21 protein-coding genes are annotated in these 26,818 nt (G+C 64.7%); 6 read left to right on the top strand and 15 right to left on the bottom strand.

What is annotated here, in order from left to right; all coding sequences use genetic code 11:
• Positions 1–325: 325 nt before the first annotated feature.
• Positions 326–1,093 carry a ParA family protein gene (locus RM96_RS19625; protein ID WP_039013001.1) on the top strand — a complete coding sequence of 256 codons (768 nt, stop codon included), beginning with the start codon at positions 326–328 and terminating at the stop codon, positions 1,091–1,093.
• Between the two features lie 95 nt (positions 1,094–1,188).
• On the opposite strand, the gene RM96_RS19620 is transcribed toward RM96_RS19625, so the two are convergent.
• The 3 genes from RM96_RS19620 to RM96_RS19605 form a co-directional block, all read right to left on the bottom strand.
• Entirely contained in the window at positions 1,189–2,850 is a 1,662-nt protein-coding gene (locus RM96_RS19620; RefSeq protein WP_039013000.1) for a cation acetate symporter, read from the bottom strand.
• Positions 2,847–3,152 (bottom strand): DUF485 domain-containing protein, encoded by a 306-nt coding sequence (locus tag RM96_RS19615; protein ID WP_039012998.1) that lies wholly within the window; start codon positions 3,150–3,152, stop codon positions 2,847–2,849. The genes RM96_RS19620 and RM96_RS19615 overlap by 4 nt, the downstream gene beginning before the upstream one ends.
• A 1,028-nt stretch (positions 3,153–4,180) precedes the next feature.
• Positions 4,181–5,782, bottom strand: coding sequence for a hypothetical protein (locus tag RM96_RS19605; protein WP_039012995.1), 1,602 nt, complete (start codon positions 5,780–5,782; stop codon positions 4,181–4,183).
• A gap of 274 nt (positions 5,783–6,056) precedes the next feature.
• On the opposite strand from RM96_RS19605, the gene RM96_RS19600 reads away from it, so the two are divergent.
• Both RM96_RS19600 and RM96_RS19595 read left to right on the top strand, forming a co-directional pair.
• Positions 6,057–7,175 (top strand): helix-turn-helix transcriptional regulator, encoded by a 1,119-nt coding sequence (locus RM96_RS19600; RefSeq protein ID WP_152624161.1) that lies wholly within the window; start codon positions 6,057–6,059, stop codon positions 7,173–7,175.
• A gap of 98 nt (positions 7,176–7,273) precedes the next feature.
• Complete coding sequence (locus tag RM96_RS19595; RefSeq protein ID WP_039012993.1) at positions 7,274–7,744, top strand: GNAT family N-acetyltransferase; 471 nt, start codon at positions 7,274–7,276, stop codon at positions 7,742–7,744.
• Positions 7,745–7,807: 63 nt separating this feature from the next.
• Here the strand turns inward: RM96_RS19595 and bcsS are convergent, their stop codons facing one another.
• From bcsS to RM96_RS19565, 6 genes are all read right to left on the bottom strand, one after another.
• Entirely contained in the window at positions 7,808–8,524 is a 717-nt protein-coding gene (gene bcsS / locus RM96_RS19590) for a cellulose biosynthesis protein BcsS (RefSeq protein ID WP_039012992.1), read from the bottom strand.
• 14 nt (positions 8,525–8,538) lie between these two features.
• Positions 8,539–10,677 (bottom strand): glycosyltransferase, encoded by a 2,139-nt coding sequence (locus RM96_RS19585; RefSeq protein WP_039012991.1) that lies wholly within the window; start codon positions 10,675–10,677, stop codon positions 8,539–8,541.
• Between the two features lie 486 nt (positions 10,678–11,163).
• The gene (locus RM96_RS19580) at positions 11,164–12,663 is read right to left on the bottom strand and encodes a tripartite tricarboxylate transporter permease (RefSeq protein ID WP_039012990.1); all 1,500 of its coding nucleotides are present in this window, start codon (positions 12,661–12,663) and stop codon (positions 11,164–11,166) included.
• Positions 12,664–12,673: 10 nt separating this feature from the next.
• Entirely contained in the window at positions 12,674–13,180 is a 507-nt protein-coding gene (locus RM96_RS19575) for a tripartite tricarboxylate transporter TctB family protein (protein WP_039012989.1), read from the bottom strand.
• Between the two features lie 64 nt (positions 13,181–13,244).
• Positions 13,245–14,246 carry a Bug family tripartite tricarboxylate transporter substrate binding protein gene (locus RM96_RS19570; protein ID WP_039012988.1) on the bottom strand — a complete coding sequence of 334 codons (1,002 nt, stop codon included), beginning with the start codon at positions 14,244–14,246 and terminating at the stop codon, positions 13,245–13,247.
• A gap of 80 nt (positions 14,247–14,326) precedes the next feature.
• Positions 14,327–17,362, bottom strand: coding sequence for an FAD-binding and (Fe-S)-binding domain-containing protein (locus tag RM96_RS19565; RefSeq protein ID WP_039012987.1), 3,036 nt, complete (start codon positions 17,360–17,362; stop codon positions 14,327–14,329).
• Positions 17,363–17,607: 245 nt separating this feature from the next.
• On the opposite strand from RM96_RS19565, the gene RM96_RS19560 reads away from it, so the two are divergent.
• Both RM96_RS19560 and RM96_RS19555 read left to right on the top strand, forming a co-directional pair.
• Complete coding sequence (locus RM96_RS19560) at positions 17,608–18,330, top strand: GntR family transcriptional regulator (RefSeq protein WP_039012986.1); 723 nt, start codon at positions 17,608–17,610, stop codon at positions 18,328–18,330.
• A 189-nt stretch (positions 18,331–18,519) separates the two neighbouring features.
• Positions 18,520–18,843 carry a hypothetical protein gene (locus tag RM96_RS19555; protein WP_039012985.1) on the top strand — a complete coding sequence of 108 codons (324 nt, stop codon included), beginning with the start codon at positions 18,520–18,522 and terminating at the stop codon, positions 18,841–18,843.
• Between the two features lie 49 nt (positions 18,844–18,892).
• Here the strand turns inward: RM96_RS19555 and ppk1 are convergent, their stop codons facing one another.
• From ppk1 to RM96_RS19540, 3 genes are all read right to left on the bottom strand, one after another.
• Positions 18,893–20,938, bottom strand: a complete 2,046-nt coding sequence (gene ppk1, locus RM96_RS19550; protein ID WP_443112264.1) for a polyphosphate kinase 1 — start codon at positions 20,936–20,938, stop codon at positions 18,893–18,895.
• A 204-nt stretch (positions 20,939–21,142) separates the two neighbouring features.
• On the bottom strand, positions 21,143–21,307 hold the full coding sequence (locus RM96_RS19545) for a CDP-diacylglycerol pyrophosphatase (protein ID WP_238587324.1): 165 nt from the start codon (positions 21,305–21,307) through the stop codon (positions 21,143–21,145).
• A gap of 227 nt (positions 21,308–21,534) precedes the next feature.
• Positions 21,535–21,804 (bottom strand): hypothetical protein, encoded by a 270-nt coding sequence (locus RM96_RS19540; protein ID WP_039012984.1) that lies wholly within the window; start codon positions 21,802–21,804, stop codon positions 21,535–21,537.
• Between the two features lie 262 nt (positions 21,805–22,066).
• Here RM96_RS19540 and RM96_RS19535 point away from each other — a divergent pair, with 262 nt between their 5' ends.
• A complete protein-coding gene (locus RM96_RS19535) occupies positions 22,067–22,390 on the top strand; it encodes a hypothetical protein (protein WP_039012983.1) in 324 nt (107 codons plus the stop codon).
• Positions 22,391–22,418: 28 nt separating this feature from the next.
• Here the strand turns inward: RM96_RS19535 and RM96_RS19530 are convergent, their stop codons facing one another.
• From RM96_RS19530 to RM96_RS19520, 3 genes are all read right to left on the bottom strand, one after another.
• Positions 22,419–24,023 (bottom strand): histidine kinase N-terminal 7TM domain-containing protein, encoded by a 1,605-nt coding sequence (locus tag RM96_RS19530; protein WP_039012982.1) that lies wholly within the window; start codon positions 24,021–24,023, stop codon positions 22,419–22,421.
• Between the two features lie 175 nt (positions 24,024–24,198).
• Positions 24,199–25,149, bottom strand: coding sequence for a CobW family GTP-binding protein (locus RM96_RS19525; protein WP_039012981.1), 951 nt, complete (start codon positions 25,147–25,149; stop codon positions 24,199–24,201).
• Positions 25,146–26,801, bottom strand: coding sequence for an amidohydrolase (locus tag RM96_RS19520; RefSeq protein ID WP_039012980.1), 1,656 nt, complete (start codon positions 26,799–26,801; stop codon positions 25,146–25,148). Before RM96_RS19520 ends, RM96_RS19525 begins: the two co-directional genes overlap by 4 nt.
• Positions 26,802–26,818 lie beyond the last annotated feature (17 nt).

Below are 26,818 nucleotides of genomic sequence, written 5' to 3'. Positions count from 1 at the left end.
GAATTCGTACTTTTCAATTTATTGACCATCCATGCAGATCAATTGGCAGAGCGGCGCGCGTAGTTCTGGCTTAGTACCGGTGCGTGGGGCTCTTGATGACTCGACGGGCGTGCGGCTGACGGAGGTCTCGCCCCAGCCCGCTTTGGCCGCCGGGCATTCCCAGCCAGGATCTTTCTCGGAGACGATTGTGCCGCCACGCGGGCTCCGCAGGCGTCGCCGCATCCCAGCCTGGAATATCGTTGCCACAGCCTGGCCGGCTGCTGCCGGGGACTCACCTTGCTAAGGTATGCTGTCGCCTTCGGAACGATCTTCTCCAGAGGGGCAAATGCGGCGCGTCGTATTCAATCAGAAAGGCGGGGTGGGCAAGTCGACCATCGTATGCAATCTCGCGGCAATCAGCGCCAGCGAAGGCTTGCGCACCCTGGTCATTGATCTGGATGCCCAGGGGAATTCGACCCAGTACCTGCTGGGTGCACAGGCGGCGGAGGCAAGCCCGACCGCGGCGAACTTCTTCGAAACGTCCCTGACCTATAACTTCAAGCCGGTGGACGTTACGTCCTTTGTCCATCCGACTCCGTTCGAGAACCTCGATGTGATGCCGGCGCATCCTGACCTGGATTCCCTCCACGGCAAGCTCGAGTCCCGCTACAAGATCTACAAGCTGCGCGACGCGCTGCTCGAGCTGGAGTCAGTCTATGACGCCATTTACATCGACACGCCACCGGCCCTGAACTTCTATACCCGATCCGCACTGATCGCCGTGGAGCGCTGCCTGATCCCGTTCGATTGCGATGACTTCTCGCGACGTGCCCTCTACACGCTGCTCGATAACGTGAAGGAAATCCAGCAGGACCACAACGAAGGGCTGGCGGTCGAGGGGATCGTGATCAACCAGTTCCAGCCGCGAGCCAGCTTGCCGCAGAAACTGGTCGATGAACTGGTGAGCGAGGGGCTGCCGGTGCTGGCGTCGCGGCTATCCTCGTCGGTGAAGATCCGGGAATCGCATCAGCACGCTACGCCCATGATCCATCTGGATCCGCGCCACAAGCTTGCACAGGAGTATGTGGCGCTGCATCGCGAGCTGGTTGGTTGAAGACTCGCCAGGGCGGCTGCTGGCGGACGCAGCAGGCCGGCCTGGCGGCAAGGTTCAACAGTAGAAGCTCACATCGATTGCACGGCGGCCTCTGTTCAATGTCCCGCCGCCTCGACGGCACCGATCCCGGTCTCGGAGCGCAGCTCCTGGGCTTCGAAGCCGGCCTTGTCCAGGCGGGCCCTTGCCGACTTGTCGGTGATCGAGACGAGCCAGATGCCGAGGAAGCCGATCGTCATCGAGAACAGTGCCGGGGACGTGTACGGGAACGGCGCGCTCTTGAAGTGGAACACGTCGACCCAGACGGCCTGCGACAGGATGGTGAGAATCACCGCCGACAACAGCCCCATGAAGCCGCCTATTGTCGCGCCTCGCGTGGTGCAGCCCTTCCACAGCACCGACATGAACAGCACCGGGAAGTTGGCCGAGGCCGCAACGGCGAAGGCAAGCGACACCATGAACGCAATGTTCTGCTTCTCGAAGACAATGCCAAGGACCACCGCGACCAGGCCAAGGATGACGGTCGTGATGCGCGATACGCGCAGTTCATCGCGACTGCTTGCGTTGCCATGCTTGAACACCGTCGCATAGAGATCGTGCGAAACGGCTGATGCACCGGCAAGCGTCAGGCCGGCAACAACGGCCAGGATCGTGGCAAACGCCACCGCGGAGATAAAACCGAGGAACACGTTCCCGCCTACCGCGCTGGCAAGGTGTACGGCCGCCATATTGACGCCGCCAAGCAGCTTGCCGCTCCCATCCTGGAAGCTCGGGTTCGTTCCTACCAGCACGATCGCGCCGAAGCCGATGATAAAGGTCAGGATGTAGAAGTAACCGATCCAGGTCGTCGCCCAGAACACCGACTTGCGCGCCTCCTTGGCGTTGGGCACGGTGAAGAACCGCATCAGGATGTGCGGCAGGCCAGCCGTGCCGAACATCAGGGCAATGCCGAACGAGATTGCCGAGATGGGGTCCTTGATGAAGTTGCCGGGACTCATGATGGAGTCCTTCTTGGCGTGGACCTCGACGGCTTTCGCAAACAGGGTCTCGGGGCTGAAGTGATGCTGGGCCAGCACCATGAAGGCCATGAACGAAGCGCCGCCGAGCAGCAGGCAGGCCTTGATGATCTGCACCCACGTCGTTGCGGTCATGCCGCCGAACAGGACGTACACCATCATGAGCGTACCCACGATGACCACCGCGATCCAGTATTCCAGCCCGAACAGCAGCTTGATCAGTTGCCCGGCGCCCACCATCTGCGCGATCAGGTAGAACGCGACCACCACCAGCGTGCCCGACGCCGCGAACGCACGGATCGGACCCTGTTTGAAGCGGTACGCCGCAACGTCGGCAAAGGTGAACCGGCCAAGATTGCGCAGCCGCTCCGCCATCAGGAAGGTGACGATCGGCCAGCCGACGAGGAAGCCAATGGAATAGATCAGGCCGTCATAGCCATTGGTGAAGACTGCGGCCGAAATGCCGAGGAATGACGCTGCCGACATGTAGTCGCCGGCAATCGCCAGGCCGTTCTGGAAGCCGGTGATGCCGCCCCCGCCCGTGTAGAACGCCGCTGCCGATTTTGTCTTCTTTGCCGCCCACTTGGTGATGAACAGCGTGCCGATGACAAATACGACGAACATTCCGATCGCCGTCCAGTTGGTCGGCTGCCGCACCGCCTGCCCAAGGTCTCCACCAGCCGCGAGCGCGGCCGATGACAGAAGCAGCGCCCCGCAGGCAACGATAGCGTGATTCGCTTTCATGCCACCTCCCGCTTGATCTGCTCTGTGAGCTTGTCGTAGGTACCGTTGGCATGGCGCACATAGAGCCCGGTGATGGCAACGGTAAAGACGATCACGAACAGGCCGATCGGCATGCCCCACGTCATCACGCCACTTCCCATCTTCGTGGCAAGCAGCTCCTTGTCGAAGGCAATCATCAGGACGTAACCGTAGTAGATAACGAGCATGATCGCGGTCAACGACCATCCGAGCCTTGAGCGCTTGCGGACAAGCTCGCGATATCGGGGATTTGCCTTCAGTCTTGCGACCAGATCTTCATTCATCTATGTCTCCTGCCAGGGGTGCCTTGCAATGCCGGATGCAGCCGGTACAGCGCCGGACGCGAGGGTTAGCGTCAATGTGCGGTGCCGATAAGGCATGCACGGCGGCGTCATCCGAAGTCCGTGCTGGATAAGTTAACGTGCGCCGCTTACCCACTTCTTACACGGGCCGTCGAATTGCCCCGGGGTAAACGCGTAGCCGGTACGTGCGAAGGACGGAAACGCCACCACCCGCTGCGTGGGGCTGCGATGGAGTGTCGGAATCGGCACGGAGTCCAGGTGTGGGAGGCTGATACTTCGAAGGAGAAATAAAGTTCTTCGCCGGATTGCGGCGTTTGGGTTCTTGGATGCGCTGCTGTTTCGCCGGCGTAGCCGGCGACTCCCTTTTTGACTGCGCCAAAAAGGAAGCAAAAAGCGCCTTCTTGCCCGCCGGGCGGGAGTCTTATCGTAGCGTGCCTGCGTTTTTGTACGGGTATTCGCTTCAGGGCATAGCTGGACTGCCTGCCGCGCAGATCGCCAGGGGCAACGCCGGGAACGGCGCTGTCCTCCTGACCTCGTGAGAGCGGAGTGGCTCCATAATCTAAGGGCGTGCCTACGGCAAGAGGTTCTGGACCACAACCGTGGTGCGCGATGTCGCTGGGCATACTGACTGGCATCAAGCTGCTTGCCACTCCCCTCTCACGAGGTCGGGAGGACGGACTGTCAATGCCTCGCGCCGTCTCGTCACAACGCGGCAGGCATCGTAGCTATGCCCTGAAGCCAATACCCGTACAAAAACCGTCGAACACTACGATAAGACTGGCCGTCCGCCGAGGACAGACGGCGCCTTTTGCCTACTTTTGGGCGCCGTCCAAAAGTAGGTCGCCCGGCAGGGCGAAACGGGGCCGTCGACCTTCGACAACGCCAGCCACAGCCACTACCCTCAGTCACATCAGCAACAGCCCCTCCAATACCCCAGCCCCACAAATCGGCGAACCCAAAAAAAGCCCCACGGAATGCGTGGGGCCAGATGGAACTACACGTCATTCGCCTTACGGCCGGTCAACCGAGATGTCGTAGAAATTATCAGCGGGATTGACGCTGACCGATATGCTCAGACCCGTGTTGGGCAGGTTCATGCCGATCGTTTCCTTGGCGCCGGTCGACGCCGCACGATAACGCAAGCCATCCGACGGCTTGTTGTTCTGCCAGGTGTCGATACGGCCGTCGCTGGTACGTTTGCGCGTATAGGTATTCGCGGTCGTGTCTACGGCTGTGACCGTGACGGAGTCCGTGGTCAGGTTGGTGGGGTCAGGGATCAGGCCGGCGCCATTGATCACCGCATCCCAATAGGAATTGGTGGACCCCACCGCAGGCAGGCTGCGCGGCGTCGGCCGCTTTGCGATCATGAAGCCGTTCGCATGCAGGATTACGACTGCCATTTGCCCGTCGACGCCCTTGAAGGCGAACGCACGCGCGGTACCCGTCGAATCCGTGACGGTGAAGCCGCCGTTCGTGTTGACTGAGATCGCAGGCAGGTCTCCGGCAGGCCAGGGAACGCAGCCGCTCAGGTTGCAGTCGGCAGCGCCGGTGAACTTTCCGGCGCCGTCCACGGTGAACTTGATCATGCCGGGCGAGAGCATGCCGCCGCCGTCGGGCCGCTCGTAGCCCAATGCAACCCAGTCCCCGGCGAGTTCGCTCAGCGGAATGGTCTGTTCAGGGATCACGAGGCTTGGCGCGCCGGCGCGGCGCTCAAGGGTGATACCCGATTTGGAGACCATCAGCCGGGCGTTGGTGTTGCCAATGCGGCAGGCCTCGGTTGCGTTCGGCTGGAACTGCTCGACGGCCCCGGTGGTAACGTTCGTTCTCGTCAGGTTCACCGCATCGACGGTGAACCGCTGCGCGGTGTTGGTGGTGAGATCAACTTTCTGGACGTTGCCGCTGCGGAACGACGCACAGGAAGCCGCCGCAGGCTGAAGGATAGTTTGCACCCCGCCCGCCGAGCCTGTATTGGCCGCTACCGCGGCGGACAGGTCGGAAATGGACGTTTGCGAGGATTTGAGCGCGGCGCCCAGCGTATCGAGCCTCTGGTCAAGCGCGTTGCCCGGGGTATCGCCGTGCGCGGCGACCAGCGTGTCCTTGAGCGGATCCAGCCCGGCCAGGTCCACCGTCCCGGTCAGGATCAGCTTGACGGCGTCCAGCGCGGTGGACACACCGTCCGTGGTCAGCTTCGCCTGTGCCTGGGCGTCAAAGCTGTCAAAGAATGCCGCGGTGCTCCCACCGGCGATCGAAGCGGTGACCAGCTCGGTGAGAGGGGTGATGTTGGCTACGGCAGCGGTGCCGGCTCCGGCGTCCACGATCGAGTGAAGCGTCGTGCCATCAGGCGTTACGACGCTGAGCACGCACGGACGCGTGGCATTGGGGATGCTGATGGTAAACGTGCCGTCAGCAGCCGTGGTGGCCGTGCCGCTGCCATTGGCGCATTTGGCCTGGACCGTGGCATTGGGGAGCGCGGCCCCTACAGCCGCCGTGCCCGCGATCCTGGTGGTCGGAGTGATCGGCGCTTGTGGCGCTGACGACTGCGTGTCTGACCCGCCTCCGCACGCGCTCAGCGCCGCCGCCGCGATGGCGGACACAAGAAGTTTGGTTTTCATTGGTTGGATTTCCCCCGGACTTTAATAAAAATGAATGAGGGATCGTCGTCGTTCCACCCGATCCCGCTGGGCAATCGAAACCACCCGGCGCGATTCTCCGAAAAACACGGGTCGGCGCGCATCATTCATTCAGATGAAATTCAGGCAACACCCCCAATGCGAGGGGCATGAATTCTCCGATTCCTTGTGCAAGCTGGAGCAAGCCGGAAACAAGACTGTCAACACGACAGCAATTAAGCACCTGCAGAAAAAAATGGCTTGGGGAGAAGGGGAATTGCCAACGGATGATTTAATCGGGGACCTCTATGAGGCCGCGCTCCGACAGGAAGGCTTTCTGGATGTGTTTCAGCTTGTCACCGAAAGTCTGGGGGCCAATGTATTCCACATGTTCAGCTGGGATGGGCTGCGCAATGCGCCCCAACTTTCCATATACACGCCGGACGTGAACTGGGATGCGGTCATCCAGCGCTACGAACAGTATTACGGCGCCCTGGATCCACGGCGTGCCTTTGTTGAAAGGGCCGCCACAGGCGAATTCGTCTTCTGTCAGGATCACCTCAGCGAGCAAGACGTCGCGCGCAGCGAATTCTTTCAGGACTACCAGATTCCGTCAGGTTTGCGCTATCTGACGGGCGTACGCCTGGCTCGTGCAGGCGGCGATGACATTCTTCTGGGCCTGCTGCGAGCGAAGGAAAGACCGCCCTACACGGAGCGGGACCGGGCAGCCGCGGCGAGCATGGCCGGACATTTGCAGCGCTCCATCAACCTCTGGCAAGACGCCAGGATCCTGCATCGCGACGCGGCGCTTGGCAATGAACTGATGGAACAGCTGGGCCTTGCGGTGTTCGCGCTGGACAGAAATTCCCGGGTCGTCTTTGTCAACCAGGCCGCTGAAGCCATGCTGCGCGCGACCAGTTGCCTGAGACTGGACCACCAGCGACTGGCTGCGACTGTCGCGGCCGAAAATGACGGATTGCAGGCAGCCATGGCGCGCGTGGAAAAAACACGCAAGGGCGAAAGCCTGGCGTTGCGTGCAGCATCGGGGGCGCCGCCTGAAATCTTCCTGAGTATCGCGTACCTGCCCGGCCGGGATACGCGTGCGGCGTTTGGTGATGCCACCATCCTCGTCACGGCCAGGCGGCGCGGCACGACACCGCTGGTTAGCGCCAGACAGTTGCAGGAGGCCTTCAGGCTTACCGTCGCCGAGGCGGCCGTGGCTGAGGCGTTGATCCGCGGCAAGGCCCCTGACGAGTATGCCGCCAGCGCGGGCGTTTCGCTCGCCACCGTGCGTACGCAATTGCGCGCAATTTACGACAAGACAAACACGCGATCCCAGGCAGAAGCCGTGGGCGCGATGCTGTGGGTGCTATCGCAGGCCAGGAACGAGCGTTAGCGCTTCCTGATACCGCGGCCCGGACTTCTCGATCGGCTCATGGAGCCTGTCTCCGGCGACTGGCATACTCAATGAATCACGGACCACAAGAGTAGCCAATGAACGTACGCACACTTGGCGCACAAGACCTTGAGCTTGTCTGCTGGCATCGGGAAGACATGTTCCGCGACGCGGGTTGCGCCGAGGATGTGCTACAGACCATGACGCAGCACTTTCGCAACTGGCTGCGGCCCCGCCTTGGCGATGGCACGTATTTCGGCTTCATCCTGTCCGAGGACGGACAGCCGGTGGCGGGAGTCGGCCTGATGCTGATCGACTGGCCGCCCCACCCGTCGCACCCCGCACAGGACAAGCGAGGTTACGTGCTCAACCTGTATGTCGAGCCCGCCTGCCGACGCCGCGGACTGGGCCATGAACTGATGCGCCTTGCAGAGGCCGAACTCGCCGGGCGCGGCGTCAAGTTTGCGGTGCTCCACGCCACGCAGAAAGGGCACGACCTCTATGCCGGGTTGGGCTGGAGCGGCACAACGGAAATGTCGAAGCCTGTCAGCCACGCCAGTCCGGGTTGACTTGCGCCGCGCTGTAGCGGGAAGGACGCGTACCTTGGCGGCTGGCCGCGAAAGCCGGCACGCTCAGAACGCCTTGGTAAGCTCCAGGCCGCCGTAGAACGCGCGCGGCACGCCACCAGTCTTCTTGACGCCGCCATAGAAGCCGAGCTTCACAGTCTGGCCCAGCGAAATGCCGGTGAGCACAAGGCCGCCCTGCGTGGCGTGGTAGAACGGGTCGCCGTGCTTGATGATTTCCGCGCCGGCCCACGCTTCGCCGAAGACCTTGTAGAGAAGCCGGCCGCGCGCCCAGTACGCCTTGGGTCCGAAGGTGTAGCTCGCGATCCCGTTGACGGCCCAGTGTTTCGCAAACTCCTGCTGGCCGAGAACCGTCAGCGCCAGGCCCCATTCGCCGCCGTCCGAGCGATTATCGGCACCCTCGGGCGACACGCGGTTATAGCGGTAGCGCGCGCCGGCCGTAGCCTCGGCCCATCCGGTCTCCCAGCCTTTCTGCACGCCCAGTGCCGCCTCTGCCGACTGCCCGTTCACCGTCACGGTCGTGCCGTTCGAACCGTATTTGTAGTGGTAGTCGCTCACGACGAGCTTCTGCGTCAGGAACGATACGGGCAGCAATTTGCCGGTGAGGCCGACATACTCGCTGCGCTCGCCGCCGCCGGCGAAGGTGGCACCGCCGAACAGCAACGGACCGGCCTGGGCCGCCACGGTGCCGAATGTCGCTGCACCGCCCAGCAAGGCTATGGCGAGTATCCGGCAAGTGTTCTCGATGCGCGCGTCCCGCGTCATGCTGTTTTCCCCTGTCAAGCCGCCGAGCTGTGCGGCGCGATGTTGTAGAGATGGAAGTCCCCCGTCGGCGTGATGAGCCTGCCGGTCGGAGTGAGGCTGACCGTTTCCTCGGCCCTCTTGCCTCCAAGCGGCTGCCGCAGCGTGGCACGGACGTTGAGATCCAGTTCGATGCTGCTGAACAGCAGCGGTGCCGCGCCCTCGATGGTAGCGATGGCCACCGGCAGCATGCCCGAGCGCAGCGGCTGCATCAGCAACCCGGCTGCCCAGCTTTGCGCGAGCGAAGGCGCCTTGCCGTCGCGGCGCAGCAATTCGGCCAGTCGCGTGAGCGGCGGTGTCTCGGTTTCGCGCAGATTGCCCATGTCGAGCTGAAGCCTGCTGCCAAACAGGAAGGTTTCGAGCGCGCCCGTATTGCCGCGCGCCTCCCAGTTGAAATTCAGGCCGATCGACGTGCCGGCGGTACTGCCCGGACCAGGGCCCTTGATGAACGTCGCCACGGCGGTATCCCGCACGATCAGGTTGGGCAGGTGGATGGCCACGTCGATGTTGCCCCCACGCGTCAGCGGTGGGATCCCTTCGCCGATATAGAGCGCACCGTTTGGCGACAGGTCGGATGTCAGGCCCAGATAGGTCTTGTCATGCATCGTCAGCGTGACCGGCACCCGCAGCGGAAAGCGGTACTCGCCGCGGCGGTTGCGCGAATGCTTGTACGAGTACAGTGCCACGATCAATGCCGTGCCAAGCGTCGTCAGCGTCCAGAACAGCGTTACCAGGCCCGCGCCCACCGGAATGCTGCTGTTGTACATCCGGTACAGGCCGACCGGCACGCTTGTCGCCGCCACGCCGGCGATGATCAGCAGCGGTGACAGCCACAACCACATCTTGCCGGTCTGCGACAGTTGCTTGTCGGTCACCGCGAACGGAATATTCTTGCGGAACAACCCGACGCTGGTCGACATGAAGGCGAAGAACCGGGCCATCGCGAACTGCTCGCTCAGGAACAGCGAGTTGTAGCCGCGCCCGAGTTCCAGGTGAACCAGCATCGACAGCAGGTAATACAGGCAGAACAGCACCAGGAACGTGTCCAGCGGCGCAACAATGGGCAGCACGCCAAACAGGAAGACAGCCGGTGGGGCGAGAAAGAACACCAGCTTCTGCCAGCCCTCGAAAAAGAACAGCGCCGATGCAAAGTAATTGAGCCGCTGACCCAGCGTCAGCCCCCGCCCGAACAGGATATTTTCACTGCGGAACACCTGCATGGCACCCATGCCCCAGCGCATGCGTTGCTTCAGGTAGGTATCGATGCTGTGCGGCGCCAGCCCGAACGCCAGCGACTCGGCGTGGTAAACGGAACGATACCCTCGCTTATGCAGCCTGACAGCCGTGTGCACGTCTTCGGTCACCGTCTCCGTCGCAAAGCCACCGATCTCCTCGATCGCGGAGCGGCGGATGACGGCACAGCTGCCGCAGAAGAACGCAGCGTTCAGCGCATCCTTGCCACGCTGGATGACCTTGAAGAAGAGCGCCTGTTCATCCCAGACGCGCTTCTTGCCGAGCCGGTGGTTGAACGAGTCGATATTGAAGAAATCCTGCGGCGTCTGCACGAAGGCGACCAGGGGGTCGCGGAAATAGCCCAGCGTCTTGACCAGGAAATCATTGCGCGGTGCGTGGTCGGCGTCGAAGATCGCGATGAATTCACCCTCGCTGTACTGCAGGGCATGGTTGAGATTGCCGGCCTTGGCGTGCGCATTGTTGTCGCGGGCGAGATAGCGGCAGCCCAGCTCCTCGGCCAGTGCCCGCATCGATTCGCGGCGGCCGTCGTCCAGCAGCCAGGTGACATGCGGATAGTCCATCCGCCTGGCGGCGAGCAGCGTCCGGCGGATGAGGTCGACCGACTCGTTGTAGGTCGGCACGTAGACATCCACCACGATGCCCGGCTCTGGCGGCGGCGCCTCGCGCACGCTGAGCCGGTAGGTCATCAGCACGAACAGCAGCCCACTGATATAGCCGTACAGCTCGGCCGCATAGAGCGGGATGGAGACCACCGGGGCCGACATATTGACTGTGCCCACGCGCCAGCCCATATAGACCAGGCCGCACAGGATGTACAGCGCGACAAGCCACGTGATGTAGGGTTTGGGCTGCTCAGTCTTCATTTTGGCTTCCCATGCGGAAACCTTTTCAGCCTGGACCGCGACGCCCCCCTGCACACCAGAGCAAGGGGACAAGAGTCGCTCGCCCCTGACCATGGCCGCGGGGCAGAACGGCCCGCTGTCAGAATTCGCCAGACCTCAAGGCAGTAAGGACGAGTTAGTTGTTCGGCCGGAATCAGGGATCTCAACCGACACAAACCATGTTCATCATACGTGACATGAGGCCCTTTCTGTTGCCCGGCGCACAGACTTTTTTACTAACTACAGGGTTGCTTCATTCCGATTCCGCTGCGCGACTTCCAGAACGAAGAAAGCGCCGGATACGGCGCATCATGGTGCAGGCCAGTGCACGGCAAGTCATGCGACCGGGCGGGCATGGCGAGGACGGTGTTCTAAACAGATGTTCGAAGGGATCGCACTTCTTGCAAGCAGCAGGCGACTTGGCGAATGTGCGCGACGAGGCACCGCCGCGCACACCGCGTACAGCCCTCAGGCCGTCCGCCGCACCACCCTGGCCCGCAGATCCCCCATCAGCGGCCAGACCAGCACAAAGACAGCCAGCGCCATGATCGTGCCCACCAGTCCGTTCGACCAGAAGATGTCCAGCGCGCCCGACGACACCAGCATGGTCTGGCGGAACGCATTCTCGGCACGGTCGCCCAGCACCAGCGCAAGCACCATCGGCGCCAGCGGATAGTCCAGCTTTTTCAGCACGTAGCCGATCACGCCGAAGATCAGCATCAGCCAGACATCGAACAGCGCGCCGTTGACCGTATAGGCGCCGATCGCGCAGATCACCAGGATCAGCGGCGCGATGATCGAGAACGGGATGCGCAGGATCGCGGCGAACAGCGGCACCGTCGACAGCACCACGATCAGGCCGACGATATTGCCGAGGTACATGCTGGCGATCAGCCCCCATACGAACGGGCCCTGCTCGGTGAACAGCAGCGGACCGGGTTGCAGGCCCCAGATCATCAGGCCGCCCAGCAGCACGGCGGCGGTCGCGGAGCCGGGAATGCCGAGCGCCAGCATGGGCAGCAGTGCGCTGGTGCCCGCGGCGTGCGCCGCGGTTTCCGGCGCCACCACGCCTTCGATATTGCCCTTGCCGAACGAGTCCGGGTCCCTCGCCATCCGCTTGGCCACGCCATAGCCCATGAACGACGCCGCCGTGGCGCCGCCGGGCGTGATGCCCAGCCAGCACCCGATCACCGACGAGCGCAGCACCGTCATCCAGTAGCGCGGCAGCTCGGCCCAGGTCTTCAGCACCACCTTCATGTCGATGCGCGCCTGCTTGCCGCGGAACGCCACGCCCTCCTCCATCGTCATCAGGATCTCGCTGATGCCGAACAGGCCGATCACCGCGACCAGGAAGTCGAACCCGCGCAGCAGTTCGGTCGAGCCGAAGGTCATGCGCAGCGTGCCGGACACCGTGTCCATGCCCACCGCCGCCAGCACGAAGCCCAGGCACATCGCAATCAGGATCTTGGGCCTGGACTCCTTGCCCATGCCGACAAAGCTGCAGAACGTCAGCAGATAGACCGCGAAGAACTCCGGCGGACCGAAGCGCAGGGCGAACCTGGCGACCAGCGGCGCCAGGAAGGTGATCAGCAGCACCCCGGCCATCGCCCCGAGACAGGAGCCGGTGAAGGCGGAGGTCAGCGCCTTGCCGGCCTCGCCGCGCTGCGCCATCGGGTAGCCGTCGAAGGTGGTGGCCACCGACCAGGCTTCACCGGGAATATTGAACAGGATGGACGTGATCGCCCCGCCGAACAACGCGCCCCAGTAGATGCAGGACAGCATGATGATGGCGGAGGTCGGGTCCATCGAGAAGGTCAGCGGCAGCAGGATTGCCACGCCGTTGGGGCCGCCCAGCCCGGGCAGCACGCCCACCACGATGCCCAGCAGGATGCCCACGAACATCAGGCCCACGTTCTGCCAGGACAGGGCGACGGCAAAACCGCCCATCAGTGCATTGATTTCTTCCATGGCCTGCTCCTCAGTAGCCCAGCATGGCTTCGATGGGGCCCTTCGGCAGCGGCACGCGGAACTGGATCTCGAAGATCCAGAACAGCACCGCGTTGACGCCTACGCCGATCAGCACGGCCCGGTACCACCGGGACTTGCCGATCCAGACCATGAATCCCGCCATGAAGACCGACGAGGCCACGTAGATGCCCAGCACGCCGATCAGCGAGACATACACCGTGAGCGGCACCAGGATCACGCAGACCTGCCGCAATTGCTGCCAGGTGGCGAAGATTGCCTGGTTGTTCGCGCGCAGCCCCTGGTATGCCACCAGCACGCTGCACACCAGGATGATGGCGCCCACGCGTAGCGGGAAGTAGCCCGCTTCCGGGCCGTCCGGCGCCCAGCCGGCGCCAATGCTGTAGTTGCTCCAGATCACCACCAGCGCGCCTGCCAGCAGGCACAGCGCCACCACCAGCTCCATTGCCCTGACTGAGATGCCGCCTTGCCCGGGCATCTCCGCTTGCTTCGCATCCATTTGAACGACTCCCCCGCATCCGGTTGGTCATTGGCTCCGCCCCGCGGGGCGGAGCCGTGCTCGCTTATCGCGACGCGACGAATCCGGCCTCCCTGATGATGTCGCGGTGCGCGGCCTCGTCCTTCGCCAGGAAGTCGGTAAGCGCCTTGCCGGTGATGAAGTCATTCTTCAGCGCGCTCTTTTCCAGGTACTCCTTCCACTCCGGCGTGGCGACGACCTTCTGCATCAGGTCGACGTAGTACTTCTGCTGCTCCGGGGTGACGCCGCCGGGCAGCATGAACACGCGCAGCATCTGGTACTGGACGTCCAGCCCCTGCTCCTTGCAGGTGGGCACGTCATGCCAGCTCTGGGTCTGCGTGACCTTGTTGCTGTAGCTCATGCGCTCCGGCGCAAATACGCACAGCGCGCGATGCTCGCCCGCACGCCACTGGGCCACCGACTCGGATGGGTTGTTGACGTTGGCATCGATGTGCTGGCCAGAGAGCTGGGTCGCGGCCTCGCCGCCGCCCTTGTAAGGCACGTAGATGAACTTCGCGCCGGTCTTCTTCTGGATCAGCGTGGTGATGATCTGGTCTTCGCGCTTGGAGCTGGTGCCGCCCATTCTGGTCTTGCCGCCGCTGGCCCTGGCCGCATCGATAAACTCGCTGACGGTCCTGTACGGTGCGGCGGAATTGGTCCACAGCACGAACTCGTCCTGCGCCACCATCGCCACCGGCGTCAGGTCGCGCCAGCTGAAGGGCAGGTGGCTCACCATCGGCACCGTGTAGAGCGCGGACGAAGCCACCAGCAGCTTGTGCGGATTGCCCGGCGAAGCCTTGGTGTCCATCAGGCCTTCCGCGCCGCTGGCACCCGCCTTGTTCAGCACGATCACGGGCTGGCTCATCAGCTTGTGTTTGGCGATGATGCCCTGGATCGAGCGCGCCATCTGGTCCGAGGCACCGCCGGCGCCAAACGGCACCACGATTTCAACCGGCTTGTTGGGTTCCCACGCGATTGCCGGGGTGCTCACCGCGGCCATGGCGCCGATTGCGAGGGCCAGAAACTTCCAGGCGTTCTTCGTCTGCATGCTTGGTCTCCGTTGGTTGGACTACCGTGGCCGCTTGGTTGCGGCTTTCTTTATTCAGGCCAGCGTCACGCGGCCGGGTACTAAACCTGACTTTCCGGCTGCAGCGCCATCGCCAGGACGCGCGCCACGTGCACAGCCTCGGCATCGGCGCCGTCCAGGATCTGGTGTCGGCAGCTGGTGCCGTCCGCGACCACGATGGCATCCGCCGCCCGCTTGCGCACCGCCGGCAGCAGCAACAGCTCCGCCATCGCCTGCGAGGCATCGAAATGCTCGGCTTCGTAGCCGAAGCTCCCCGCCATGCCGCAGCACGACGATTCCACCGGCGCAACCTTCAGGCCCGGAATCCATCCCAGCACGGTCTGCACCGGCGTGAAGGCATCGAAGGCCTTCTGGTGGCAATGGCCGTGCACCACGGCTTCGGACGCTCTCAGCGGCTGGAGCGGCAACGCCAGCCGGCCGGCCTTCTGCTCCCGCACCAGGAATTCCTCGAACAGGAACGACAGGCTGGCCAGCTGCTTCGCTTCCTCGCCATAGCCATAGCTGAGGAACTCATCGCGCAGCGACAGCAGACAGGACGGCTCCAGCCCGACTACCGGCACGCCCCGTTCCACGTAGGGACGGAACGCGTCGAGCACGCGCCTTGCCTCTTCCTTCGCCTGGTCGACCAGCCCGGCCGCCAGGAAAGTGCGGCCGCAGCAGAGCGGGCGCTCGCCGGGGCGGATACTGAAATGCACGGTGTAGCCCGCCGCTTCCAGTACCGCCTGGGCGGCACGCGCGTTCTCCGGCTCCATGTAGTTGCTGAAGGTGTCGACGAAGAGCAGTACCTCGCGGCTGCCCGCGCGGTTATCGGCTTTCGGGCTGGCATGGCGCGATTGCAGGAACGGCTTTCGAAAGCGTGGCAGCGAGCGCTGCGGGGCAAACCCGATTACGCCCTTGACCCATCCGGATACGCCCGGAATGCTGTCGGCCAGCGCCAGCAGCCCGGACACGCGGCTGGCCAGCGCCGCATAGCGCGGCATGTAGGCCACCAGCCGCTCGCGCAGGCTGATGCCATGCTGCTTCGCCCAGGCATGGCGGGCTTCGATCTTGAGCTTCGCCATGTCCACGCCGGTCGGGCAGTCTCGCTTGCAGCCCTTGCACGACACGCAGAGATCGAGCACCTCCTTCACCTCGGGGCTGGCCAGCCCTTCCGGCCCGAGCTGGCCCGATACCGCCAGCCGCAGCGTGTTGGCGCGGCCGCGCGTCACGTGCTGCTCGTCCTTGGTCACGCGATAGCTCGGGCACATGGTGCCGGCGTCGAACTTGCGGCAATGGCCGTTGTTGTTGCACATCTCCACGGCCGAGGCCAGCCCGTGCGTGGCCGTGTCGGTGCCGGGCGCGGTCTCCTCGCCGGTCATCGGATCGCGCCGCACATTCCAGGCCGACCAGTCCAGCGCCGGCGTGAGCGGCAGCGCGGCATAGCCGGGCGCGAAGCGGAAGTTCTCGCGCGCATCCATCTTCGGCGGCCGCACGATCTTGTCGGGATTGAAGCGGTTGTCCGGATCGAACAACACCTTGATCTCGCCGAACGCGGCGTTGATGCGCGGGCCATATTGCCAGGCCACCCATTCGCCGCGGCACAGGCCGTCGCCATGCTCGCCCGAATACGCGCCCTTGTACTCGCGCACCAGTTCGGCCGCTTCTTCGGCAATCTCGCGCATGCGCACCGCGCCGTCGCGCCGCATGTCGAGGATCGGCCGCACATGCAGCGTGCCGACGCTGGCGTGGGCGTACCACGTGCCTTCGGTCTCGTGCCTGTGGAACACCTCCGTGAGCCGGCGCGTGTACTCGGCCAGATGCTCCAGCGGCACCGCGCAGTCCTCGATAAACGACACCGGCTTGCCGTCGCCCTTCATGCTCATCATGATGTTGAGGCCGGCCTTGCGCACGTCCCACAGCGCTTTCTGCGCGCCGGCCTCCGGCATCTTCACCACGCTGTCGGGCAGCCCCAGATCGCCCATCAGTTCGGCAAGCTGCGCAAGCTGTGCGAGCAGCGCCGCGCGGTCCTCGCCGGCGAACTCCACCAGCAGGATGGCCTGCGGATCTCCGACCAGCGCCTTCTCGACCACGGGGCGGAAAGCCGGGTTCTCCATCGACAGGTCGATCATGGTCCGGTCGACCAGTTCCACCGCCACCGGGCGCAGCTTCACGATATGCTGTGCCGCGTCCATGGCCTGGTAGAAGGTGGGGAAGTTCACCACGCCCAGCACCTTGTGCGCCGGCAGCGGCGACAGTTTCAGCGTGATCTGCCGGCTGTAGGCCAGCGTGCCTTCCGATCCCACCAGGATGTGCGACAGGTTGGCGTAGCCGTCGTCGGTATAGGCGCGTGGGTTCTGGCAGTCGAACAGGTCGATGTTGTAGCCCGCCACGCGGCGCAGCACCTTCGGCATGCGCTCGGCGATCTCTCCGCGCTCGCGCATGGCAATGCGCTCCAGGCCGCGCAGGATGCCTTCGGCGCGCCCCGCGGCAACCGGTTGCGCCAGTGAACCGAAATGGCACTCGCTGCCGTCGGCCAGCACTGCGTCGATGCCGAGCACGTTGTGGACCATGTTGCCGTATTCGATCGAACGCGAGCCGCACGAGTTGTTGCCGGTCATGCCGCCGATGGTGCATTGCGCGCCGGTCGAGACATCGACCGGGAACCACAACCCATGCGGCTTGAGCCATGCGTTGAGGTGATCCAGCACGATGCCGGGCTCGACGGTGACGGTGCGCGCCCCGGCGTCGAAGGCAACCACGTTGTTCAGCCACTTGCTGTTGTCGATCACCAGCGCCTCGCCCACGGTCTGGCCGCACTGGCTGGTGCCGGCGCCGCGCGCCAGCACCGGCACCTTCTGGTCGCGGGCGATGTCCAGCGCGCGCAGCAGGTCGGCCTGGTCGCGCGCCACCACCACGCCGATCGGCATGATCTGGTAGATCGAAGCGTCCGTGGCGTAGCGGCCCCGCCCTGCCAGGTCGAACAACACGTCGCCGCGCAGCTCCTTGCGCAGCAGCGCGGAAAGTGGCGTGGTGGCGCGGCTCTGCGACGGCACCAGATGGATCGGCTTGACGAGCAGGGATGAGGATGAATGGTTCATGGTGTTCCACGCGCTTGCCTTCTCCGTGCTTGCCGCACCGCTGACGGCCCGGGCTTGCGGAGGACGGCGGTCTGCCGGAGATGAGGTCTCTCCGCATGATGAATTTTGAATGCAAAATACTCTAGCAGACAAAATCTGTGCATCCAAGGCGAAAGACACAGGCCAGACGCTCTCGTATACCCAGAGCTACTGGACAGCTGCGGCGATGCAGTAGAATGGGCGAAACGTAGGAATAAGGACTTTGTATGCAAAATCCAGTCAGTGGCGACCCTTCCCGGTCAGGCCCGGTACTGCCGAAAGTGGAGCGGCAACGCCTGCATGACACGGTGGTGGACCACCTGCGCAAGTTCATCGTGGAAGGCGTGCTGGCGCCGGGCATGAAGCTCAACGAGCGCGAGCTGTGCGAAACGCTCGGCATCTCGCGCACGCCGCTGCGCGAGGCCTTCAAGGTGCTGGCCGCCGAAGGCCTGATCGATATCTCGCCCAATCGCGGCGCGAGCGTGTCGCGCATGACCGAGGCCGAGATATGGGAAAGCTTTGAGCTAATGAGCGGACTGGAAGCGTTCTCCGGCGAACTCGCCTGCGAGCGCATCACGCCCGCGGAGCTGGCCGAGATCAAGGCCCTGCACTACGCCATGCTGGCGTGCCGCGCACAGAACGACCTGCCCGGCTACTACAGCCGCAACCAGGAAATCCACGACCGCATCAACGAGGCCGCGCGCAACTCGGCGCTGCGCCAGACCTACCAGTCGATCAACCGTCGCCTGCAGGCCATGCGGTTCCGCTCCAATCACCAGAGCGACAAATGGGACCGCGCCGTGCACGAGCACGAAGACATGATCAAGGCGCTGGAAGCGCGCGACGGCAAGGCGCTGTCCGCCATCCTTCGCCGTCACCTGCTGGAGAAGCGGGACTCGGTGCTGCAGATCCATCCGGACCCGGTTGGCGAGCCGCCGCAGAACGCCTGAGGGGCAGGAATCGCCGCGGCCTCGGGGTCGCGGCGCAAGGAGGCCATGCGGCTTGCAATGCACGTTTGGGGAGCATTCGCGACCGGATCCGGGGAATTGCGATCCCCCCTGCACTGCCGGGAGAAATCATTGAACGCTGCCGCCAATGGCTGCCTAAAATGAATCCCCACCCTTCCAGCAGGAGCCGCGATGAACCCCGAGACCGTTGCCGTGACGGAAACGACGCCTGAAGGCCTGACGGCCCTCACCAGCCACATCGCAAACGCCGCCGCGCAAGGTCAGCTCGACCCGGAGTTCGTCCGCAAGCTGTGCAAGCGCATCGGCAAGGAGCTGGAGCTGATGCAGGCGGCGGGCATGCTCAGCCCGCCTGCCCTCGCAGGCCTGGAAGAAGCGGTGCAGGCATTGCGGTGCACCGCGGACCACGAGGAGAGCGCCATGCTGACCCGGGCGCTCCGGCGCCTGCGCGAAGAGGATTCCGGTCCGCACGGCAACGCAGCAGGAAGTCCCTGCTGAGCCACCACCGGCGGCGACCTGAATTCGTGCCGCGCATCGCGAGGTCCGCTCAGGTCAGCAACGCCAGCAAGGCGCACTGCGCGGACTCGCCATCGCGTGCGCGCTTGCGCTTGTAGCGGCCGTCCGGCTCCATTTCCCACGCGTCACGCTTGTCCCGCAGGTATAGCTTCAGGCCCTCTGCAATCACCCGTTTCTTCAGGCGCGCATCCAGCACCGGAAAGCAGATCTCGATGCGCCGGAACAGGTTGCGGTCCATCCAGTCCGCGCTCGACAGCATCACGTCTTCCGCCTTGTCGTTGTGGAAGTAGAAGATCCGCGAGTGTTCGAGGAAGCGTCCGATGACGGAGCGGACACGGATGTTGTCGGACAGCCCCGGCACACCGGGCCGCAAGGCACAGGCGCCGCGCACGATCAGGTCGATCCGGACGCCGTCGCGCGACGCATCATAAAGCGCCTGGATCAGGCCGGGCTCCAGCAGCGCATTCATTTTGGCAATGATCCAGCCCTTGCGCCCGGCCTTGGCGTGCTCGGCCTCGCGCCGGATCGCCTGCAGCAGCGCCTTGTGCATGGTGAACGGCGACTGCCATAGCTGCGCCATCTTGCTGGTCTGGCCCAGCCCGGTCAGCTGGCTGAACACGTGCGCCACATCCTGCGTGATTTCCGCATTGCTGGTCAGCAGCCCGAAGTCGGTATAGAAGCGCGTGGTCTGGCTGTGGTAGTTGCCGGTTCCCAGGTGCGCGTAGCGCCTGAGCTTCCCGCCTTCGCGCCGCACCACCAGTACCATCTTGGCGTGCGCCTTGTATCCGACCACGCCATAGACCACATGCGCGCCGGCCTCTTCGAGCTGCGCGGCCCAGCCGATATTGGCCTCTTCGTCAAAGCGCGCCAGCAGCTCCACCACGGCGGTCACTTCCTTGCCGTTGCGCGCGGCTTCGATCAGCGCGGAAAGCAGCACGGAATCATGCCCGGCGCGGTAGACGGTCTGGCGGATCGCCACCACGTCCGGGTCCTGCGCCGCCTGCCGGACGAAGTCCACCACCGGCGCGAACGACTGGAACGGATGATGCAGCAGGATGTCGCCGTCGCGGATGGCGCGGAAGAGGTCGGGCTGCTGCTGCAGCGCCTTGGGCAAGCCGGGGCGGAACGGCGCGTACTTGAGATCCGGCCGGTCGACCTTTTCCGGGACATTCATCAGCCGCACCAGGTTGACCGGCCCGTTGACCGAGAACACCTCCGTCGGGGACAGGCCAAACTGGCCTTGCAGGAACGCGGTAATCGCGGGCGGGCAGTTGTCGGCCACCTCCAGCCGCACCGCGTCGCCAAGGTGCCGCTGCGGCAACTCGCCCTGCAAGGCTTCGCGAAGGTTCTTGACCTCTTCCTCGTCAACGAAGAGTTCGCTGTTGCGCGTCACGCGGAACTGGTAGCAGCCGCGCACCGTCATGCCGCTGAACAGCTCGCCAACGTGCGCGTGAAGAATCGAAGACAGAAAGACAAAGCCGTGCTGGCAGCCCGCAACGTCCGACGGCAGCGCAATCACCCGCGGCAGCGCACGCGGCGCCTGCACGATCGCATTGCCGGAGCTGCGCCCGAACGCATCCTTGCCCTCCAGCTCGACGGCAAAATTCAGGCTTTTGTTGAGCACGCGCGGAAACGGATGCGCCGGATCCAGCCCGATCGGCGTCAGCATCGGCATCAGCTCATTGAAAAAATACGCGCGGATCCACTCCGCCTGCACGGGATTCCACGACGGGCGGCGCAGGAAGCAGATCTGCTCCCCGGCCAGCGCCGGGGTCAGTACCTCGTTGAACATCCGGTACTGCAAGTCGACCAGCTCCCGCACCCGCGCATTCACCAGGTCGTAGAGGGCCTGCGCGGACAGTCCGTCGGGCCCGGTGGCCGGCGCCTGCACTAGGCACTGCTCCTTGAGCCCCGCGACGCGGATTTCATAGAACTCGTCGAGATTGCTGCTGAAGATGCACAGGAAGCGCAGGCGCTCCAGCAACGGCGTGGCCGGGTCGGCGGCCTGCATCAGGACACGCCGGTTGAACTCGAGCTGGCTCAGTTCCCGGTTGACATAGAACTCATTGCCGCTCAGCGCCGCGGACAACGGATCGGGCACCGCGGGCTGGTCCAGGTCGGCATCGAGGGATAGTGCGCTTTGCGAGGGATTCGAATCGTCTTCCATGTGATGCCGGGTCGAAGGTTGCCGCCGCTGTATCAGCGGGGCCCCGAATCGATTCTAGTCCACTGAATCATTGATCCAGGGGATCTGTTGGCTCGGCCGGCAATCTGAAGCGGGCTAACGCCAGATAGGAGAGCCGTAGAACGTGCCGGTCCGGGGATTGGACACAACGTAGTCGTGGCTGCGCGCCCATAGTTGCGCCTCGAGGAAAACCTCCGGCTCGCGCCGCCCCCATTCGCTGGTCATCAGCGGCTCGGTCTCTTCATCGGAAGTCAGGTACACGGCGGCCCTGTGCTGCGCGGGGCGACCAGGTGTTCCGGGCATTGTTACGGTACGAATCGTCACTAGCATGGAATCGCGTCGGAATGCCATTGGGTTGCCAGGCTATTATGCCGGATAAACATGACTTTCCCATGAAATTCCCGTTTAGCCAACCCGATCTGAGGACGAAACCGGCCTCTTATTACCGCTTATTACCCGACTGAATTCCGCTTCCATTCGCCCGGATTTCAATCCGCAAGGGGAAACCCGAATTCGTTCCGCGCGAGGTCTTTCTCAAAATCCGGAATCCAGGATCCCCCGCCCGTGGCGCGATAGACCTGCAACGCCCCGCCCACGACGCGCGCTACCGTCACCGAGCGGATTCCTTCTCCTGCGCGCTGATCCGGTTCGTCAGCACTGACTTCAAAGTCTTCGCTGACAAAGCCATGCCGCGCACACGCCAGCGTAAAGGCGTCGCGCTCATTCCCCGGGAAATCGTAGATGCGCTTCTGGACCATGGCTGATCTCGCACCTTCCGGCAGGCGCCGGCAATGATTGGCAGGGCGGGAACCACGAATGCTGCACCTCGCACGGAAACGAGGTGAGTATAGGAAAGCGCGGGCGCCGCTTCAAAGGGTATTGCAGGACCCGGCCCGATTCCGGCAGGCACGCATGCAGTCCCACGCTGGAACTTTGCACGCCTGCCGACTACGCTACAGGTCGGCCCGCCCTACCCGTGCGACACGGGACGCCGGCGGACACTGACATGCTGGAGGACCCATGAAGACCGCTATTGCATTCGCCATTGCAGTTCTCGTACCGGCAACCGTCCTCGCCGCCGGCCCGCAGAATCCCGCTGACCGCTACGACTACAACATGCGGAGCACCAACAAGGACGGCTACGTGCCGGACACGGAACGGGCGACCAATAAGGAGGGCTACGTTCCGGATACCGCGCGGGCCAACGACAAGTTCGATCCGTATACCCAGGGCGCCAACAAGAGCACCGCCTCCGCGCTGACGGATGACAAGACGACCGCCCAGAAAGGGTCGAAGAAGTCACACAGCCACAAGAAGGCGCCGACGACCGGCATGGACAAGTAAGGCCACGGGCCAGCCGCCGGCGCCCGGCTCACCCGTCAACGCGGGAGGGCGCCGCGGCCACCCCATGCATCACGAACCGGTCCCGGCCCGAACGCTTGGCCTGGTACATCGCGGCATCGGCTTTCTCCAGCAGGGGATCCAGGTCCTCTGAAGCCGGCCGTTCGCACACCGCCCCGACGCTGACCGTCACGAATGGCTGCGCCGCCGCGCCGGCATGCTCGAGCTTCAGGCTGCGGACCGCGGCCACCAGCGCCTCGCCCAGGCTGCACGTCACTGCCGCGCCGGCGCCCGGCAGGACCAGGGCAAACTCCTCGCCGCCCAGCCGTGCGCAGAAATGCGCAGGATCGGTAATGGTGCAGGAAATGGCGGCCGCCACCTGCCGCAGGCATTCGTCGCCGGCGACATGGCCGTGCCGGTCGTTGTAGTGCTTGAAGTTGTCCACATCCAGCACCAGCAGGCCGAGCGGAGAGCCCTTGGCATGGGCCGTCAGCACGGCAGCCGTGGCGGCACGCTGGAAGTAGCGGCGATTGAGCAGGCCGGTCAGGGCATCACGGTCGAGATCGTCCGCCAGCCTCGACAGCTCCTGCTCGGTTGCATCGAGACGCACCGTCAGGGCATTCTCCCGCGACCGGTAGTGGCTGACATCGCGCAGGAAGGCAATGGTGCCGATCGCCTTGCCGTCCAGGCGGCGCACCGGTTCGAGCGTCAGTTCGTATTCGGCGCCGCCGGCCGCGACCGGCAGGAACGATTGCGGCGCAAGCGTGCCCGCCCGGGTCGCCTCGATCGCGTCCGCCCACGCCGCGGGCACGCTGTCACCCGGCTGCAGCCCCGGCAGCAGGCGCAACGAAGCCGGATTGAAATCCACCACGCGTTGGTCGGCATTGACGATGACGCAGCCCTCGCGCAGCGCATCGAAGACGCGCAGGCGGGCATAGTGCCCGATATCGTCCAGGTGGGTGCGCAGCGCGCACAGCCAGACCAGCACGCTCATCATCGAAAACGTGGCCGGGGTCAGGTCGCCGCCCAGCCGTCCGGTCCAGCCGTTCAGGTACGCGATATGGGCGCACAGCGGCAAGGCAAGGCCGCAGGCCAGTATGGTGCGCCCGCCACGCGTCAGGCTCGCATTCGGCACGCGCGCGGTCAGCAGGAAGTACAGGCTGGCAAACAACAGCAGGTATGACCATGCGGCGATCACGAAGTAGGCCGCCCCGTGCACGAAGATCGCCGGCGGCCGGCTGCCCGGCGGGGCCAGCGTCACCGAGCGCCAGATCAGGTGATGCCGCTCGTTGGTGAAGACCAGCACCAGCGTCAGCAGGTTGATCAGCACCGGGATCGTCAGCCGCGACCATGGCATGACATAGCGCGGGCGGCTCAGCTGGATCATCGCGCACAGCCACGCAAGCGGAACGGCCACGATGCCGAAATACTGGAGCTTGGCCCACAGGATCCGGCTATCGAGATCGGCCGAACTCAGCTCCATCAGCCTGCCGCCGCTCCACAGCGCAACGCCGGCCGTCAGGGCGAGGAACGCCTTGACGACGGGATCATCCCGGCGGGACCAGGCCGCGACACCAGCGCCCAGGCTGGCAACCACTGCGAAGGTAAGGCACAGGACAAGAAGGTACGGGGGCATTCGACGAGTTGCGGGCTGGCGGGCAGCGGCGCTGCGTGGGTCGAATTATAAGCAGAGCGATGAGGGGCGGGATTGTGGCGGTCCGCGGCACGCTCGCTGGCCAGCGCGATCGCCGGCCGCCTGGCCCGGTTCGCGAAGCTACGCACCGAGCAAGGCGGCTAGTGTCCTGTCCTGCTCAGGCCGCCACCAGCGCCTGCTCCAGATGACCGCGCACGACATCCTCCTCGCCCGGCGCAAAGCAGCCGATAAAGACAAGCGCCGATTCGGCTTCGGCGGACGCCGGCAGCGCACTGATGCGCATGCGCCCGCCCACCAGATGGAGCTCATGCGGATGCGCACCGGCTTCCAGGCGAACGATGCCCTTGGCGCGCAGCAGCCGCACCGGCAGATCGCGCAATGCCTGCCTGAGCTGGCCCTTGTCGAAGCGCCGCCCGGTCCGGTACGAGAAGCTCGTGATCGCCTGGCCAGCCGGGCGCTGCCAATGCCCTGATGCGCCGAGCAGCGCGCCGGCCGTTGGCGGTGGCAAGGGCGCGGCATCCAGAAAGACGGACAGGGGCAAATCCCCGCGCTGCGCCTCGAGCACCGTGGCGCGTGGCGCGATGGCGGACGCGGTGCGGACAGCGCCGGCGGTAGCGGGTGCGCCGGCGAGGTCGGCCTTGGTAAGCACCAGCGCAGTCGCCCCGGCTATCTGGCGATGGACCATATCGCCCACCTGCGGGTCCTGCAGGTGGGCGTGGATGTCCTGCGCATCCACCGCCACGACGATGGCGTTCAGGCGGAAAGCCGGGTCGAGCAGGCCAACCTGCGCAATGCGCACCGGATCGGATACCCCGCTCGCTTCGATCACCAGCAGCTCCGGCCGCTCGGCCCGTGCGCCGATGGCGACCAGCGCCTCGGCCAGCCGGCCGCCGATGGAGCAGCAGATGCAGCCGTTCTCGAGCTGGATCACATCGTCGCTGCGCATGCGGATCAGCGCGGCATCGATATTCACTTCGCCGAAGTCATTGACCAGCACCGCCACGCGCCGGCCGCCGGCATTGGCAAGCAGCCGGTTAAGCAGCGTGGTCTTGCCCGCGCCAAGGTAGCCGCCTACCACCACCAGCGGGATCGGCGTCTGCGCGTTCATCGCGCCGGCGCCTGGAAAATGCGGCCGCCCAGCACGGTGCCCCACACGCGCACGTCCTTCAGGCGCTCCGGCGCAACAGCGCCTGGGTCTTCCTCGAGCACCGCGAAGTCGGCCAGCTTGCCAGGCTCGATGCTGCCGATCATGTGTTCCATCTTCAGCGTATGGGCTGCGCCAAGGGTAATGGCGTGCAGCGCGTCGGCTACGGACAAGCGCTCGTCCTCGCCGAGCACGCGGCCGGTGGCGGTCTGGCGCTGCACGGCGCACCACGCGGTGAAGAGCGGGTTCAGCGGCGTGATGGGCGCATCGGAATGGATCGCGAACGGAATGCCGAGCCGCCGCGCCGATCCGGCCGGGTTCATCCGCGCGGCGCGTTCCGGGCCGACGGTCTGGCTGGCGTGCGCATCGCCCCAGTAATAGAGATGGTTGGAGAAGAAGTTGATGCACATGCCCAGGCGCGCGGCGCGCTCCAGTTGCGCGGTGTCGGCCAGCTGGCAGTGCTGCAGCGTGTGGCGGTGGTCCGCACGGGGGTGTTGGATCAGCAGCGTCTCGATGATATCGAGCACGACCTCGGTCGCCTCGTCGCCGTTGGTATGGATATGCAGCTGCAGGCCCGCCAGGTGGAACGGCGTGAACACTTCCAGCAGTTGCCCGGGCGGGATCAGCCAGAGGCCGTTGGGCTTGCCACCCACATAGCCCGGCGCTCGCAGGCGGGCGGTGAAACCCTGGATGGAGCCGTCGACGATGAACTTCACCGCGCCGAAGCGCAGCTTGTCCGTGGCGGACGCCATGGCGGTCTGCACGCGCCCGGCGCCGCCTTCCGGACTGCGCTGCGGCGCGAAGGCCGGCACGATGCGCAGCGGGTACGACGCCTCGGTCGTCACCTCGTGCAGCGTGGCCAGCCCGAGCGGCGAGAGATCGTTGACCAGGTCGGTGGCCGTGGTCACGCCGGCCAGCTGCGCCACCCGGCCGAACTTCCAGATCGCTTCGGGCTTCTCGGCGGCAGCCAGCGACAGGCCGCTGCCGATCACCCGATGCACCGGGAACATTGCCGCGAACTCCTGCAGTTCGCCGGTAGGCTGCCCGTCGGCGTCCTTGTGCACGCCGTCGATGTCGGTATCTTCGTCGATGCCCGCCAGCGCCAGCATCGCCGAATTGACGTTCATCAGGTGCACGCTGGCGTGCAGCACAACGATGGGCCGGGAGGCCGACACGCGGTCGAGCTCGCGCACCGACAGGCGGCTGCCGCCAAACAGGATGGGGTCGAAGCCCCACGCCAGCAGCGGCGCATCGGGGTCTTCGAGCTGGCTGGCGGCGCTGGCCAGGCGGTCGATCACCTGGTCCAGCGTGCGCAGGCCGCGCCACAGCTTTCCGTCGGGGTTGCGCCGGTCGAAGTAGCCGACGTAGACCGCATCCCACATCGCGCCTTCCATCAGGTGGCAGTGCCCTTCGACCAGGCCGGGCATGAGCACCTTGTCGCGGAAGGTGGCCACGCGCTCTGCATCGGCCCACGGGGCCATGTCGGCTTCGGCGCCTACCGCCAGGATCTTGCCGTCGCGCACCGCCACGTGAGTCGCCTCCGGCCGGTCGGGATTCATGGTGAGGATCTTGCGCGCCGCGAACACCTGCGTGCGGCCGGTTTCGTTCTCTTTCATTTGCGCTTTCGAAGTCT

Origin of the sequence: Cupriavidus sp. IDO (assembly GCF_000812465.1) — a bacterium.
Taxonomy (GTDB): domain Bacteria; phylum Pseudomonadota; class Gammaproteobacteria; order Burkholderiales; family Burkholderiaceae; genus Cupriavidus.
The sequence above is the reverse complement of the archived record's forward strand: the minus strand, read 5'-3'. Positions and strand labels throughout refer to the sequence as shown.

What these genes read in the sequence shown, in the direction of transcription:
- RM96_RS19625 (WP_039013001.1), top strand. Translation starts at nt 326, where the DNA reads ATGCGGCGCGTCGTATTCAATCAGAAAGGCGGGGTGGGCAAGTCGACC.
- RM96_RS19620 (WP_039013000.1), bottom strand. Translation starts at nt 2,850, where the DNA reads ATGAAAGCGAATCACGCTATCGTTGCCTGCGGGGCGCTGCTTCTGTCA.
- RM96_RS19615 (WP_039012998.1), bottom strand. Translation starts at nt 3,152, where the DNA reads ATGAATGAAGATCTGGTCGCAAGACTGAAGGCAAATCCCCGATATCGC.
- RM96_RS19605 (WP_039012995.1), bottom strand. Translation starts at nt 5,782, where the DNA reads ATGAAAACCAAACTTCTTGTGTCCGCCATCGCGGCGGCGGCGCTGAGC.
- RM96_RS19595 (WP_039012993.1), top strand. Translation starts at nt 7,274, where the DNA reads ATGAACGTACGCACACTTGGCGCACAAGACCTTGAGCTTGTCTGCTGG.
- bcsS (WP_039012992.1), bottom strand. Translation starts at nt 8,524, where the DNA reads ATGACGCGGGACGCGCGCATCGAGAACACTTGCCGGATACTCGCCATA.
- RM96_RS19585 (WP_039012991.1), bottom strand. Translation starts at nt 10,677, where the DNA reads ATGAAGACTGAGCAGCCCAAACCCTACATCACGTGGCTTGTCGCGCTG.
- RM96_RS19580 (WP_039012990.1), bottom strand. Translation starts at nt 12,663, where the DNA reads ATGGAAGAAATCAATGCACTGATGGGCGGTTTTGCCGTCGCCCTGTCC.
- RM96_RS19575 (WP_039012989.1), bottom strand. Translation starts at nt 13,180, where the DNA reads ATGGATGCGAAGCAAGCGGAGATGCCCGGGCAAGGCGGCATCTCAGTC.
- RM96_RS19570 (WP_039012988.1), bottom strand. Translation starts at nt 14,246, where the DNA reads ATGCAGACGAAGAACGCCTGGAAGTTTCTGGCCCTCGCAATCGGCGCC.
- RM96_RS19565 (WP_039012987.1), bottom strand. Translation starts at nt 17,362, where the DNA reads ATGAACCATTCATCCTCATCCCTGCTCGTCAAGCCGATCCATCTGGTG.
- RM96_RS19560 (WP_039012986.1), top strand. Translation starts at nt 17,608, where the DNA reads ATGCAAAATCCAGTCAGTGGCGACCCTTCCCGGTCAGGCCCGGTACTG.
- RM96_RS19555 (WP_039012985.1), top strand. Translation starts at nt 18,520, where the DNA reads ATGAACCCCGAGACCGTTGCCGTGACGGAAACGACGCCTGAAGGCCTG.
- RM96_RS19540 (WP_039012984.1), bottom strand. Translation starts at nt 21,804, where the DNA reads ATGGTCCAGAAGCGCATCTACGATTTCCCGGGGAATGAGCGCGACGCC.
- RM96_RS19535 (WP_039012983.1), top strand. Translation starts at nt 22,067, where the DNA reads ATGAAGACCGCTATTGCATTCGCCATTGCAGTTCTCGTACCGGCAACC.
- RM96_RS19530 (WP_039012982.1), bottom strand. Translation starts at nt 24,023, where the DNA reads ATGCCCCCGTACCTTCTTGTCCTGTGCCTTACCTTCGCAGTGGTTGCC.
- RM96_RS19525 (WP_039012981.1), bottom strand. Translation starts at nt 25,149, where the DNA reads ATGAACGCGCAGACGCCGATCCCGCTGGTGGTGGTAGGCGGCTACCTT.
- RM96_RS19520 (WP_039012980.1), bottom strand. Translation starts at nt 26,801, where the DNA reads ATGAAAGAGAACGAAACCGGCCGCACGCAGGTGTTCGCGGCGCGCAAG.